Genomic DNA, 14,998 nt, shown 5'->3' with positions numbered 1-14,998 from the left:
AAATGATCAAGGAGGCAATGTCGTTGAAAAGAACTGGGATGGTCAGACATATTGATTCACTAGGCAGAATTGTTCTGCCTTCAGAAATGCGCAAGGTACTCAATATTAAAGAAGAGCAGCTCTTAGAAATTTTCATTGAAGATCAAACCATTATGCTAAAAAAATATGATGCAGATAAGAGCTGCCTGTTAACTGGACAAGTGACGAAGTACAACAAAAGCTATGGAAATGGGAAAGTGATGCTGAGTCCTGAAGGAGCTGAACGTTTGTTAGTAGAATTAAAACAGCTATTGAAAGAAGAAGCAACCCGTTAAAAACGTATTTTTAACCGAAAATTGCATATAAAAAATGCTGCATACTACTCTTTGGAATGAAATTGAATCAAAATAACGAATAAAGTCGACAATATAGAGGGAATCTTTATTTTGATGTTTCGTGACATGCACCTTGTTTTCATGTAAAATAAAGTTATGTGTACCAGTTTGTCTGGAGGTGTTTTCATGCACGCATTTGTTATCACATTACTCGTAATTGTCAGTATCGCACTTATCATCGTTGTATTGTTACAATCAAGTAAAAGTGCTGGACTGTCAGGCGCTATTTCAGGTGGAGCCGAGCAGCTTTTCGGTAAGCAAAAAGCGAGAGGCCTTGACTTGATACTTCACCGATTAACGGTTATTTTGTCAGTGCTTTTCTTCATCTTAACACTTGCATTGGCATATCTAGGCGTGTAAGGCGCGAGTAACAGAAGGTCTGATCTTTTTTCAGACCTTTTTTTATTATCAGCACTCTTTTGTGTTTGTTTCATACATACAAGTGGAAAATATAAACCATATCGGAAGGAAAGGAAGTCACATCATGAAAGTTGTTACACCAAAACCATTTACGTTTAAAGGTGAAGAAAAGGCGGTGCTTCTTCTTCACGGTTTTACTGGGAATACAGCCGATGTTCGAATGCTAGGCCGTTATTTGAACGAAAGAGGGTATACATGCCATGCACCTCAATATAAAGGACACGGTGTGCCGCCAGAAGAGCTTGTCCAATCTGGCCCGGCTGACTGGTGGAAAGATGTAGAAGAAGGCTATCAATTCTTAAAAGATGAAGGCTATGAGGAAATTGCGGTTTGCGGACTATCCCTTGGAGGAGTTTTTTCATTGAAATTAGGTTACACTGTACCTGTAAAGGGAATTGTACCTATGTGTGCACCTATGTACATAAAAAGTGAAGAAGTCATGTACCAGGGTGTACTAGAATATGCCCGTAACTATAAGAAATTCGAGGGTAAGTCAGAGGAGCAGATTGAACAGGAAATGGAAGAGTTCAAGAAAACGCCAATGGGTACACTGAGGAGCCTGCAAGAACTGATTGCAGATGTCAGAAACAATGTCGACATGATTTATTCACCTACTTTTGTTGTTCAGGCACGTCATGATCATATGATTAATACAGACAGTGCGAATATCATTTATAACGAAGTAGAGACAGATCAAAAGCATTTGAAATGGTATGAAGAATCAGGCCATGTGATCACGCTTGATAAAGAGCGCGAGAAGGTTCATCAGGATGTATATGCATTCTTAGAATCACTTAATTGGTCAATTTAAATATATAGGGGGTTAGAGTGTGCAAAAAGAAGAATTTATGGATGAATTACTCGCTTTTATGAAAGATGAAGCTTATAAACCGTTAACCGTTCAAGAGCTGGAAGTGATGATGGAGATTACCAATCCTGATGATTATAAAGAGCTCGTCAAAGCACTTGTGATGCTGGAAGATCAAGGACTCATCGTTCGCACGCGCAGCGATCGCTACGGTGTACCAGAAAAAATGAACTTGGTAAAAGGAAAACTGTCTGCTCATGCAAAAGGTTTTGCATTTGTGACACCAGAAGAGTTTGGACAGGATGATATTTTCATTCCGCCTAATGAGCTAGGCACAGCGATGAATGGTGATACGGTCATGGTTCGTGTCAGCCACAAATCAAACGGCACAAAAAAAGAAGGAACTGTCATCCGAATTCTGGAGCGTAATACTCAGACGGTTGTCGGTACCTACACAGAAACGAAAAGCTTTGGCTTTGTCATTCCTGATGATAAAAAAATCACAACCGATATCTTCATCCCGAAATCCGCTAAAAATGGAGCGGTCGAAGGGCATAAAGTGGTCGTGACGCTGACAAGCTACCCAGAAGGAAGAATGAGTGCAGAGGGCGAAGTGACTGAAATCCTCGGTCATAAAAATGACCCTGGCATTGATATTTTATCGATCATTCATAAACACGGCCTGCCAGGTGAGTTCCCAGAAGAAGCGCTTCAGCAGGCAGTAGACACACCTGAAACGATTGATGAAAAAGACCTGGAAGGCAGACGTGACTTGCGCAACGAAACGATTGTAACAATTGACGGAGCAGATGCGAAGGACTTAGATGATGCCGTTACGGTGCAAAAGCTGGATGATGGCAAATATAAGCTAGGGGTGCATATTGCAGATGTCTCTCATTATGTCACAGAGAACTCCCCGATTGATCAGGAAGCTTATGAGCGTGGAACGAGTGTGTATCTCGTAGACCGCGTCATTCCGATGATCCCGCACCGCCTGTCAAACGGTATTTGCTCATTGAATCCGAAGGTCGATCGTCTCACCCTGTCTTGTGAAATGGTCATCGATCGAAATGGGAAGGTCGTCAAACATGAGATTTTCCAAAGTGTGATCAAAACGACGGAAAGAATGACCTATTCTGATGTGAATAAGATTTTAGTCGACCAAGACGAAGAGCTTTTAGACAAATATGAGCCGCTTGTGCCAATGTTCCAAGAGATGGAGAAGCTTGCAGAGATTCTTCGCGACAAACGGATGGAGCGCGGGGCAGTAGACTTTGACTTCAAGGAAGCAAAAGTGCTTGTAGATGATGAAGGAGCGGCGAAAGACGTTGTCGTTCGTGAGCGATCTGTCGCAGAGAAATTAATTGAAGAATTCATGCTTGTTGCAAACGAAACGGTTGCAGAGCATTTCCACTGGTTGAATGTACCTTTCATATATCGAATTCACGAAGAACCAAATCCTGAGAAGCTTCAGCGCTTTTTAGAGTTCGTGACAACGTTTGGTTACATTGTGAAAGGAACGTCGACAAACATCCACCCGCGTGCCCTTCAAAGTGTACTTGATGCTGTGAGGGATCAACCAGAAGAAGTTGTGATACAAACCGTGATGCTTCGTTCGATGAAACAGGCGAAATATGATCCAGAAAGCATCGGCCATTTTGGATTATCAACGGAATTCTATACTCACTTCACATCACCGATCCGCCGTTATCCGGATTTAATCGTGCATAGACTGATCAGAACCTATTTGATTCAGAAAAAAACAGACGAAGCAACCCTAGAAAAGTGGGGTCAGCTGCTGCCTGAAATCGCAGATCATGCGTCTACTATGGAGCGCCGTTCAGTCGATGCAGAGCGTGAAACAGATGACCTCAAGAAGGCAGAATTTATGCTTGATAAAATCGGTGAAGAGTTTGATGGCATGATTAGTTCCGTGACGAACTTCGGACTATTTGTTGAACTGCCGAATACAATTGAAGGTCTTGTCCATGTCAGCTACATGACAGACGACTACTATCGCTTTGATGAACAGCACTTTGCCATGATCGGTGAACGCACAGGGAATGTCTACCGTATCGGTGACGAAATCACTGTCAAAGTGGTTAGTGTTAATAAAGATGAGCACTCCATTGATTTTGAAATCGTCGGCATGAAAGGCACCCGCCGTAAATCGCCAAAAGATTTTAAGTTCAAAAAACGGACAGATTCACCAGCGAAAAAAGGGCGTGGAGGTCAAAATGCCTCTGGGGATAAAGCCAAAGAGGATAAAGGCGGAAGTGACTGGTTCACAGGCCATAAGAAGAAGAAAAAGAAAAAACGCGTATTTGATAACGCTCCAAAACAAAAGCGAAAAAAGAAAAAGTAACGTGCCAAAAAGCAAATAGGGTATCACGCTCTATTTGCTTTTTGACCACATGGCGTCAGCATTGTCGAAAGCTGGATTGTTTGATAAAATAATCCGTACGATTTGGACCGCGTTTGTGTCAAAAGGAGGGTGTACGCCAATGCCAAAGGGAGAGGGAAAGGTTGTTTCCCAAAACAAAAAAGCAAATCATGACTATTTTATAGAAGAAACGTATGAAGCCGGCCTTGTGTTACAAGGAACTGAAATCAAATCGATTCGTGCAGGAAAAGTGAATTTAAAAGATTCCTTTGCCAAAATCGAGCGAGGAGAAGTGTTTCTTCACAACATGCACGTAAGCCCATACGAGCAGGGGAACCGTTATAACCATGATCCGCTGAGAACGAGAAAGCTGCTGCTTCATCGCAAGCAAATCAGTAAATTGATTGGTGCGACAAAGGAAGAAGGCTACTCACTCGTGCCTCTGAAACTCTATTTAAAAAATGGCTTTGCCAAAGTGCTGATCGGAATTGGTAAAGGGAAAAAGAAATATGATAAACGTGACGATCTGAAGAAAAAAGATGCAAAACGTGAAATCGAGCGTGCTTTCCGTGATCGCCAAAAGCAATTCTAGATTCATGCAGATGTCTTGCTGAGAGCGGAAGCATTATGCTACAATATGTTATGCAGTAAACAATCATTGCTTTTCTTACAGAAACCACCAGTTGTTTCAAGCGAAGAGATTGTTATAATAGTTATATACGGAAGCAGTTAAGCTGAACGTTTCCATCCCGTATATCCCTTTTACAAGGGGACGTTACGGATTCGACAGGGATGGTTCGAGCTTAGGCTGCGAGCCGAGAGGCGATCTCGTTAACACGCACTTAAATGTAACTGGCAAAACTAAAAGTTTTAACCAAAACTTAGCACTAGCTGCCTAATAAGTGCAGCGAGCTCTTCCTGACATCGCCTATGTGTCTGTGAGGAGCCCAATGAAGTAGGCTACGCTTACGTTTCCGTCTGAGGACGTAAGAAGAGATCCATCAGACTAGCTCTCCAAGCGCCCGTCAGCAGGCATGCGGATGAGTGAACACGAAATATGTTGACTACGCTCGTAGACGCTTAAGTAATCGATGTCTCTGGACGTGGGTTCGACTCCCACCGTCTCCATCAAAACTTTTAGAATGCAGTCGTATCAAGGGTTTGACAATCCTTGATACGGGACTGGCAACATTCTGGCATCATTTTAGAAATCTTCTTCTTCCATGAACCTTCAGTTTAGACGGTTAAAGATGCTCATAGAGTTGAGTGTTTCTGCAACATCTGAGTGCCTAAACGATTGGCCAGTGCTAAAGGATTGCAATTTTCATTTATTAAATATGAGGCATGAGAATGTCTGAATTCGTGAAATCTTTCTGACATTCGGTTCTTTTAAACATTTTGCATAACATCTGTCGATAGAACTGGTAGAGATACTATCGTAAAACGTTCCAAAACTTTATAATCATTTTTAACAGGCGCTATTTTTGAGCGCTTTTTTTATGTCTTTTAATCCTTTGTTAATTACCTCGCTAAACAACACCCTTATCAAAGACCTCAAACATTAGCGATAAATCATCACTTAGCAGTGGCAATGGTGTCTTCAAATTCCTCAATTTGCTCAGGGCTTGATGTTGGTTGCTCAATCTTATGGAATAGTATGATGAAGCTGTCTTAAAGCTTTCTTGATAGGGTGATTTTTCACTAAAACATTGAGTATTTTTAATCATGTTATAATATGGTATATTTATTGCTAAATAGAAATGTTATTTAACGATGTTTGTTTATGACTCTTATTAGAATTAAGCTTAAATAGCTTTGCTGAGGTAAGCACTTTTCTGTTCATCTTTTTGTATACAGAAAAAATTAAATAGGGTAAATAACATAAAAAAGAAAATAATTTTTGGGAGGTCTAGAAAATGTTAGAAGTAAAAAAAATACCCAAAATAGAAGAATGTTTCGAAGGTTCTATTCATCCTTTTGTTCAACGAGTACATGAAGACACAGTTAATTGGGCTAAAATGAATAATTTAATGAATGATTCAAACTTAAAAAGATATGAAAGACAGAAAATTTCATACTTGGCAGGACGTTCTCAACCTTATGACTCTTACGACAGTGTAAGATTGTCTTCTGATTATCTTTTATTGTTTTGTATATTGGATGATTATAGCGACAATTTGAACAATCAAAAGTTATATGATATATATTCTAAAAAGATAATTGAAATTCTTAATGAAAGAGCATTTTATGATGATGATACTTTTTTATATGCGTGGCATGATTGGTGGAAACGTCTTAGTATAGGAATGCCTGATGAATGGAAAAAAAGAATTATTCAAAGTATTCAAAATTGTTTTAATTCTATTAAATGGGAAATTAAAAATGAAAAAGAAAAGTACATACCAACTCTTGAAGAGTACGTCAATCATAGGATGCATAGTGGGAGTGTTTTTGTCTGTTTTGATCTAATAGAAAGAGGAGGTAGAAGTTTTATTCCTGCTTCTAGTCGTAGTATTTTACTGAGAAATTTAATTAACTCTATCAATAAAATAGTAAATTGGACAAATGATTTATTATCTTTTAAAAAAGAATTTGAGAATGATGAAATTCATAATTTGGTTATCATTCTGCAAAAACAAGAAAATTGTTCAATAGAGACAGCTTTAGATAGAGCAAAGGAAATGTTAAACATAGAAATTAATACATTCATTGAACTTAAAAATAAAGTCTTTATCAGTAATGAGCCTTTTGATAGTGGTATGATTAAATTCATATCTAGGTTGGAGAATGGTGTTCGAGGACATTATGAATGGAGTATGAAGACTAAAAGGTTCTAATTTATTATTCTTAAATGATAATTGCTACCCTTATAGTGCTATTAAATAAAAATATATACTGTATATTTATGATGACTATTACCCCTCATTATATATGTGGCTCCGCTTTATAAAAAGAGGTTATATTATGTTTAATATGAGGGAGGTTTTGTACGACTAATATATCAAAACGTTTTAGATCCATTGCTTCATGATAAGGAACAGGGTCGTGGATATTTATTGATGTTGTTTGCATTTCTTTAAGTTGGGGTGAATCGGTTTAAAAGAACGTGGCCTCTACCACTAGATCAATTGGCATAGCATAGAATATTGATGTTTTTAGGTTTGAGCATCAATGACCCCGTTCCTTATCATTTGGCATCGCCTTACTCGATTTAAAGATACAACGATTTTCCAGGACATTTTCAATGAAATTATTCTTCAAGCCATTAATCGGAATAATCTAGCAATACAAAATCGGCTTTGTGTTGAGAAGGATTTCTAGAGTGGAATATGAGAACAACACCTTGCTTTAACGAGAAATTTCTCTATTATAAAATGGATGGAATTAAGAAGAAAATAAGACTGACGAGATTTTCCCCGAAACAACTGTAAAAATCGAATTAACAAAGGACAAACAACTATAATAGCAATGATGAGTAAGAGCTGATTAGATAAGAGTTCCACAAACGTTGTTTGAATCACATAAACTGCAATCAGTAGTAAATAACTCACCAAAAATATCAACCCAGAACTTCTCTTCTCAAATGGCTTCTCTAAGAGAATCAGCATAAATAGCCCCGCCATAATAATCAAAAAAGTCATATACTTTGTAAGCCTCTTCGTCATTGATCCCCGATTTCCACATTGTACAGATATTTCACCTACCGCAACATACTTCTCCCTCAAATTAAGCAAAAAGTAGTGAAAATATAAGGGATCACGAACAGATAACGACCGAAACTTTACAAAAAACCTCCAACCAAATCAAATTCACACCTTCCCATTTGCGACTTCCTCATATATAGTAAGATTAGACTAGTTCTAAATAACTGAAATTGGGGCGTTTACATGGATTCGATTGTTTTACATTTTATTGTGATCATGAGTGTTTCTGGCATTCTGTCCGTGATATTATCAATCATTGCTCATGCGAACCGCCGCCGGTATACTGGCTGTCAATTGTTTATGTACATGTCTGGAGCAACTGCGATTTATATCTTTGGGCACACGTTTGAATTATTGGCAAGTACACCTGGACAGATCATGTTCTGGGTTTGTTTTCAATACATAGGTCTTCCGTTCATCGCACCATTCAGTCTGATGATTGTGCTGCAATTTACGGGATTCCATCAATATTTCACAAAGCGCCGCGTGCTTCTCATCTTACTGATTCCAACTCTCACCACCACTATGGTGTTCACCAACTCTTTTCATTCACTCTTTTATCGTAGCATCACGATGAATCCAGTAGACGGTTTTTTATTGGCTGATTTTACGATTGGCTATTGGTATATCATTCATGGCGTCTATACATTTGGCTGTTCGATGCTCGCTATTTTTATGCTGGTTTGGTTTTTACGTGTCACAAAAAAAGAATATTTAAAGCAGATCCTCATTTTGCTAGTGGGAATGTTACTGCCAATCACGACATCTTTTATCTATTTATTAGGCGTTACGCCTCTTCATATTGACCCGGTCCCTGTGGTGATGTTTTTAACCAATGCACTCTACTTATGGGCGATTATGTCGTTCCAGCTCTTTAAGCTCTCTCCCATTGCAATGGAGCGTGTGTTTGAGCATATGTCTGAAGGGGTTCTCATTTTAGATCGATACCGGACACTCATAGATTACAACCCCGCTGCTGCATCGATCATTCCAGCACTTTCTAATAAAAAGGGCATTGGCTATAAAATTGACGATATTTTCTCAGGGATCATCAAAGATACCGCGTTCATTCAGTGGCTGCGTTCTCCGCAGGATCATTCGCAATATGATTTAATGTGGAAAAAGGACAAAGATCAGTCCAGCTATTATCACCTGACCGCTTCATCGTTATTTAATAGAAGAGGAGAGATCGAGGGCAGGCAAATTGTGATCAGTGATGTAACAGAGCAGCGTTTGCTGCAGGAAGAGCTGGAGCGTCGTGCGTATATTGATGGGTTGACGAATATCTTCAATCGTTCTTCTTTTATTGAACGAACGCAGATGATCTTGGAAGAGGATGCGCAGGATACGGCGATCTTGCTGTTTGATATTGATTTCTTTAAACAAATCAATGACACGCATGGACATCATATTGGAGACGAGGCGCTGCGTCATGTTGTCACCATTTGTCAGCAGCATTTACAGATGGACGATTTATTCGGACGATATGGCGGAGAAGAGTTTGCTATTTGTCTGCCGCATCATTCATTTGAAGAGGCATGTCATATTGCGGAGCGAATGAGACATTCGTTTGAGACGAGTTTCTTTGAGACTGATGAGGAAAAAGTGCGAGTGACAGCGAGCTTTGGAATCGCTCATACAGCTTATGATCCAAATGTATTAGAAACTCTTCTATTTGAAGCGGACCAAGCCTTGTATATGTCAAAACGTCAAGGGCGCAACCGGATTTATGCGTCAACTGGAGCGGACTATATGCTGTATGAAGAGCATGATCTACCGCCAGCTTCTCATTGACTGTTGTCCTGACATTCGATATGATAAACATAACATTTGAACGGTTTCCTAAAGGGGAGTAGCTTTTACGGTTTGGTCGTCATTACAGAAACTCACGTTGTTTCTCGGCCATTCCGGCATGAACATGTTAGCCAGACCTTTGCCTATCACACATGAGGCAAAGGTCTGGCTTTTTTAAGGTCTTATTGCATCTGTGTGATGGGGGAGCGGGACAAATGATGTTTTCAATACCGCAGATGAAAGGATGATCGATCTTGAAAAAATATGTGATCTCTTTGTTATTTTCGGGCACGCTTGTATTAAGTGGATGCTCCGGTTTGCTTGACCAAGTAAGTGATACAACGACATATGTCACAGAGGCAAATGAGTATGTGACGGACATTCAGCAATTTACGGAGGACTTTCCACAGCTCGCAGAAGAAGCTGTAAAAAACGCCGCCAAAAAAGCAGAATTAACCCAGCAGCTTGAATCATTGAAAGCAGACATTCAAGAATTTAATGAACTGACAGCACCAAAAATAGCAGAAGACCTGCATGTGCAGATCATTGAAAAAAATAAGGTGCTGTCAGAGGAAATTCAAACGTATTTACAGCAATTGAAAGCGGACAACATCGACGTTGCTGCTATGCTTGAGGACCAGCAAGGGTTGATCAAGCAGCTTCAGCAGTCCGTCAATCTATTGCAGGACATTGAACAATTAACAAACTAAGGCAAACACTATAGAGTGTGTTCAGCATATCTTTGCCTTTTCCGGTGAAGATATGCTTTAATTTAAATAAAAACAAGTCTTATTAGAAAAAAGGTGATCACATGACAGAACATGAAGAAAGACATATGGCTTCGCCTAGAGCCGAGAAGGATAAAGATCAATTGATCAATCGGTTGAAACGAGTGGAAGGACAAGTGCGCGGGATTCAGCAAATGATTGAAAACGATCGTTACTGTATAGATGTTGTCAATCAAATCTCCGCTGTCAATGCGGCTTTGAAAAAAGTCAGTCTTCAATTGATGGAAAAGCATACACATCACTGCGTAGCGGATGCCATTAAGAGCGGCAATGGGGATGAAGCCATTGAAGAGTTAATGAACGTCTTTACGAAACTGGCAAAATCGTAGCACATTAAGAATTATTTATGTTTACATCGATACCCTACTAGGGTATAGTAAGTTGTAGTAAATGATTGAAGGAGGCGATGAGAAGTGGAACAAGCAACACTTCAAGTGCAGGGCATGTCTTGTGGACATTGCGTGAAAGCAGTCGAAGGAAATGTAGGAGAATTAACAGGTGTTGAATCGGTGAAAGTCCATTTAGACAAGGGACAGGTGGATGTTTCATTTCATCCTGATCAAGTCACGTTACACCGAATCTCTGATGTGATTGAAGAACAGGGATATGATGTCGTATAAATGATATACGTGCTGCATGTGTCAGCGCGTATTTTTTTCAAAAAAAGATACCCCTATGGAGTATGTGGAGAGGTGAGATCAATGAAAAAGGAAATCGACTTTCAAATTACGGGGATGACCTGTGCTGCCTGTGCAGGACGCATCGAAAAGGGATTGAACAGGCTGGAAGGTGTGGAGGATGCCAATGTGAATTTAGCTCTGGAAACATCTCACATTGTGTATGAAACAGAACAACTAACACCAGATGATCTGAAGCAAAAAATTCAATCCTTTGGCTACGGTGTGGTGATGGAGCAAGCAGAGTTTGATATAGAGGGAATGACGTGTGCGGCTTGTGCCAACCGAATCGAGAAAAAAATTAACCGGATGGATGGTGTTGATCACGGATCTGTGAACTTTGCGCTTGAGACACTTCAGGTCACGTATCACCCTGGCCAAACGTCTACAAGTGATATAAAGGATGCGGTTCAGTCCATTGGATATTCTTTAATTGAACCAGCTGCAGACGAAGCAGAAGAAGGAAAGAAAGATCATCGCCAAGCAGCAATAGAGAAGCAGACGGCACGCTTTTTATTTTCAATGGTCCTGTCACTGCCGCTTCTTTGGGCAATGGTCAGCCACTTTTCCTTCACGTCTTTTATTTGGCTGCCAGAAGCGTTCATGAATCCATGGGTTCAGCTGGCTTTAGCAGCGCCGGTTCAGTTCATTGTCGGCTGGCCCTTCTATGTAGGAGCATATAAAGCTTTACGTAATAAAAGTGCCAACATGGATGTTCTTGTCGCACTTGGGACATCAGCAGCGTTTTTCTATAGTTTATACGAAAGTATTCAGTCAGCGGTTCAAGGCACACATGAGGCAGCCCTCTATTATGAAACAAGTGCTGTGCTTATTACGTTGATCGTGCTCGGAAAATTAATGGAAGCAAGAGCAAAAGGGAGATCATCAGAAGCGATTCAAAAGCTGATGGGCCTACAAGCGAAAGAAGCGGTCATCGAGCGAGATGGAAAAGAGATGACCGTGCCTATTACCGAAGTAAAAGTGAATGATCTTGTGTTTGTCAAACCGGGGGAAAAAGTGCCGGTAGATGGAGAGATCGTGGAGGGAACAACCGCAATTGATGAGTCCATGATTACGGGAGAAAGTCTGCCTGTTGATAAAACGGCTGGTGATGCGGTCATCGGGGCAACCATCAATAAAAATGGGTTTGTGAAAGTGAAAGCGACAAAGGTTGGGAAAGAGACCGCCCTTTCACAGATTATCAGAGTCGTAGAACAAGCACAGGGCTCAAAAGCACCGATTCAAAGGATGGCAGATCAAATATCAGGGATATTTGTTCCCATCGTTGTAGGAATTGCTGTGCTCACGTTCCTGATATGGTTTTTCCTTATTGACCCAGGAAATGTGACGTCAGCCCTTGAAACGTTTATCGCAGTCATCGTCATCGCATGTCCGTGTGCGCTCGGTCTTGCCACACCAACCTCTATAATGGCTGGCAGCGGCCGTGCAGCTGAATCAGGCATTTTGTTTAAAGGCGGGGAGCATTTAGAAGTGACCCAATCACTTGACACGGTGGTTTTAGATAAAACAGGGACTGTGACAAAAGGGGAGCCGAGTCTGACAGATGTGATGGTATCTGACAATTGGACAGAAGATACGCTGCTTCAGCTAGCAGGATCGGCAGAACAGCAGTCGGAACACCCGCTTGCCAGAGCGATCACAGACGGAATGAAGGAACAAGGTCTTGAAGCGGTCGAGATCGAAGCCTTCCAAGCAGACCCAGGCCATGGAATTGAAGCAAAGGCCGCAGGACACAAGCTTTTGATTGGAACGCGTAAGCTATTACAGAAACATCATATCTCATATGATCAAGTCGAAGCATCCATCACACTACTGGAGCAGCAAGGGAAAACGGCTATGCTTGTCGCTATTGACGGCGAAGTCGCCGGCATTGTCGCAGTGGCAGATACGATCAAATCATCCTCACCTCAAGCTATCAAGCGTCTGAAAGAGCAAGGGATTCACGTTGTGATGATGACAGGTGATAACAAGCTGACGGCAGAGGCGATTGCGAAACAGGCGGGCATTGATCATGTCATTGCGGAAGTCCTGCCTGAGGAAAAGGCTGCTCACATTGCGGCGCTTCAGGAACAAGGAAAGAAAGTCGCCATGGTCGGAGATGGCATCAATGATGCCCCGGCTCTTGCGACAGCGAATATTGGGATGGCAGTTGGAACAGGGACAGATGTTGCCATGGAAGCAGCAGATATCACGCTCATGACAGGAGACCTCCATGCCATTGCAGATGCGCTTGAATTTAGTAAAAAAACGATGAGAAACATCAAGCAAAATCTATTTTGGGCGCTTGCTTATAACTGTATTGGGATACCGATAGCTGCATTTGGACTTCTTGCGCCATGGCTTGCAGGAGCAGCAATGGCCTTTAGCTCCGTGTCGGTTGTATTGAATGCGCTCAGATTGCAGCGATTGAAACCAGTTAGAGAGGGAGTGGCACAATGAAGCTGAATGTCAAATGGATTTGGACGATTAGTGCATTGCTCTATGTTGCTCTTGTTCTTATTGGATATGCTATGTATGATGAATTTTATCCAAAGCAAGAACCGCCAAGTGAACATATGCAAGATCATTGAGACTTCGCCAAAAGCGAAGTCTTTTTTTAACAATTTTGTGGAAAAACCCACCTTTTAAAAGATTTTTCATAAAAAATTCACTTCTTTTTGTTCCTTTTTGTCGTTTTTTGTAGGTTCATCGTTAAGATGCGATTAAGCAACAAAGAAAGCGTTATCAAAAAAAGGGGGTTCACGTATGAAAAAGTTAGGGTTAGCTTCTCAAATACTCATTGCACTTGTTCTGGGTGTTATCGTGGGAGCGCTGTTTTATCAAAATGAAACCGTTATTAATGTGTTAACGCCGATTGGCGATATATTCATCCATTTAATTAAAATGATCGTTCTTCCAATTGTTATTGCTGCGTTGATTGTAGCAGTAGCTGGTGTAGGGGATATGAAAACCATCGGAAGACTCGGCGGAAAAACCATTCTTTACTTCGAAATTGTGACAACGATTGCATTAGCAGTGGGACTGCTTGCAGCAAACGTCTTCCATCCTGGTACAGGAATTGACATGAGCAACATGGAAAAAGGCGATATCTCTAAATATGAAGAGACATCGAAAGCTTCTTCCGAAAAAGCGAGTTTCTCTGAAACCATTGTGCATCTAGTGCCAACAAACGTTTTCCAATCCATTGCAGAAGGTGATCTATTACCAACGATCTTCTTTACAGTCTTATTCGGATTAGGAATTGCCGCAGTAGGAGACAAAGGGAAACCAGTATTAGGATTCTTTGAGGGTATACTCGAAGCCATGTTCTGGGTGACCAATAAAGTGATGAAGTTTGCACCATTTGGTGTATTCGCGCTCATCAGTGTGACGGTGATCAAATTCGGGGTCGGAGCGCTTCTCCCGCTAGGTAAACTGGTACTTGTCGTTTACGGTACAATGGCATTCTTCGTCATTGTCGTACTTGGCATTATCGCAAAATTAGCTGGAACAAGCGTCTTTACACTATTTAGAGTGCTAAAAGAAGAAATCATTCTTGCATTCTCAACAGCAAGTTCAGAAGCTGTACTGCCTAGACTTATGGATAAAATGGAGAAGTTCGGCTGCCCGAAAGCGATCACGTCGTTCGTTATCCCAACAGGCTACACCTTTAACCTAGATGGAAGTGCCATCTATCAATCCATTGCTGCCATATTTGTTGCACAAATGTACGGCATGCCGCTTTCCATCTATGAGCAAATTACGTTACTATTAATCTTGATGCTGACATCTAAAGGAATGGCTGGTGTACCAGGTGCATCTATCGTTGTTGTCATCACAACACTTGGTGCAATGGGACTGCCGCTTGAAGGACTTGCCTTCATCGTTGGGATCGACCGTATTCTTGACATGGTTCGTACAACTGTTAACGTATTTGGTAACTCACTTGCCGCCATTGTCATGTCTAAGTGGGAAAAAGTTTTTGATCAAGAGAAATCGAAGAAGTATATTGAGGAATTAAAACAACAAACAAAAGCAGCGTAAAAGGAG

The 14,998-nt window shown here is 40.9% G+C and carries 13 protein-coding genes and 1 other RNA gene; all 14 read left to right on the top strand.

The window, feature by feature from the left end; all coding sequences use genetic code 11:
• The first annotated feature begins 23 nt into the window (after positions 1–23).
• Complete coding sequence (locus MHH26_RS13995) at positions 24–314, top strand: AbrB/MazE/SpoVT family DNA-binding domain-containing protein (RefSeq protein ID WP_003213714.1); 291 nt, start codon at positions 24–26, stop codon at positions 312–314.
• A 186-nt stretch (positions 315–500) separates the two neighbouring features.
• Positions 501–734 carry a preprotein translocase subunit SecG gene (gene secG, locus MHH26_RS13990; protein WP_003212746.1) on the top strand — a complete coding sequence of 78 codons (234 nt, stop codon included), beginning with the start codon at positions 501–503 and terminating at the stop codon, positions 732–734.
• 124 nt (positions 735–858) lie between these two features.
• The gene (locus MHH26_RS13985) at positions 859–1,605 is read left to right on the top strand and encodes an alpha/beta hydrolase (RefSeq protein WP_334750460.1); all 747 of its coding nucleotides are present in this window, start codon (positions 859–861) and stop codon (positions 1,603–1,605) included.
• 19 nt (positions 1,606–1,624) lie between these two features.
• A complete protein-coding gene (gene rnr / locus MHH26_RS13980; protein ID WP_334750459.1) occupies positions 1,625–3,967 on the top strand; it encodes a ribonuclease R in 2,343 nt (780 codons plus the stop codon).
• Positions 3,968–4,106: 139 nt separating this feature from the next.
• Positions 4,107–4,577 (top strand): SsrA-binding protein SmpB, encoded by a 471-nt coding sequence (gene smpB / locus MHH26_RS13975; protein ID WP_060597311.1) that lies wholly within the window; start codon positions 4,107–4,109, stop codon positions 4,575–4,577.
• A 176-nt stretch (positions 4,578–4,753) separates the two neighbouring features.
• Positions 4,754–5,116, top strand: a transfer-messenger RNA (tmRNA) gene (gene ssrA / locus MHH26_RS13970).
• Positions 5,117–5,901: 785 nt separating this feature from the next.
• On the top strand, positions 5,902–6,822 hold the full coding sequence (locus tag MHH26_RS13965; RefSeq protein ID WP_340973751.1) for a terpene synthase family protein: 921 nt from the start codon (positions 5,902–5,904) through the stop codon (positions 6,820–6,822).
• A gap of 1,050 nt (positions 6,823–7,872) precedes the next feature.
• A complete protein-coding gene (locus MHH26_RS13960; protein WP_340973749.1) occupies positions 7,873–9,483 on the top strand; it encodes a histidine kinase N-terminal 7TM domain-containing diguanylate cyclase in 1,611 nt (536 codons plus the stop codon).
• Positions 9,484–9,737: 254 nt separating this feature from the next.
• Positions 9,738–10,193 carry a DUF6376 family protein gene (locus MHH26_RS13955; RefSeq protein WP_034660001.1) on the top strand — a complete coding sequence of 152 codons (456 nt, stop codon included), beginning with the start codon at positions 9,738–9,740 and terminating at the stop codon, positions 10,191–10,193.
• Positions 10,194–10,294: 101 nt separating this feature from the next.
• Positions 10,295–10,600: a metal-sensing transcriptional repressor gene (locus MHH26_RS13950; RefSeq protein ID WP_034659999.1), complete on the top strand. Its 306-nt coding sequence runs from the start codon at positions 10,295–10,297 to the stop codon at positions 10,598–10,600.
• Between the two features lie 84 nt (positions 10,601–10,684).
• A complete protein-coding gene (gene copZ / locus MHH26_RS13945) occupies positions 10,685–10,891 on the top strand; it encodes a copper chaperone CopZ (RefSeq protein ID WP_095285778.1) in 207 nt (68 codons plus the stop codon).
• 81 nt (positions 10,892–10,972) lie between these two features.
• Positions 10,973–13,408, top strand: coding sequence for a heavy metal translocating P-type ATPase (locus MHH26_RS13940; RefSeq protein WP_307500244.1), 2,436 nt, complete (start codon positions 10,973–10,975; stop codon positions 13,406–13,408).
• Positions 13,405–13,539: a hypothetical protein gene (locus tag MHH26_RS13935; RefSeq protein WP_340973742.1), complete on the top strand. Its 135-nt coding sequence runs from the start codon at positions 13,405–13,407 to the stop codon at positions 13,537–13,539. Before MHH26_RS13940 ends, MHH26_RS13935 begins: the two co-directional genes overlap by 4 nt.
• A gap of 175 nt (positions 13,540–13,714) precedes the next feature.
• On the top strand, positions 13,715–14,992 hold the full coding sequence (locus MHH26_RS13930; protein WP_003213370.1) for a cation:dicarboxylate symporter family transporter: 1,278 nt from the start codon (positions 13,715–13,717) through the stop codon (positions 14,990–14,992).
• Positions 14,993–14,998: the final 6 nt, after the last annotated feature.

This window comes from Bacillus sp. FSL K6-2839 (genome assembly GCF_038003365.1).
Classification (GTDB): domain Bacteria; phylum Bacillota; class Bacilli; order Bacillales; family Bacillaceae; genus Bacillus.
This window is presented reverse-complemented; position numbering and strand designations above follow the sequence as displayed.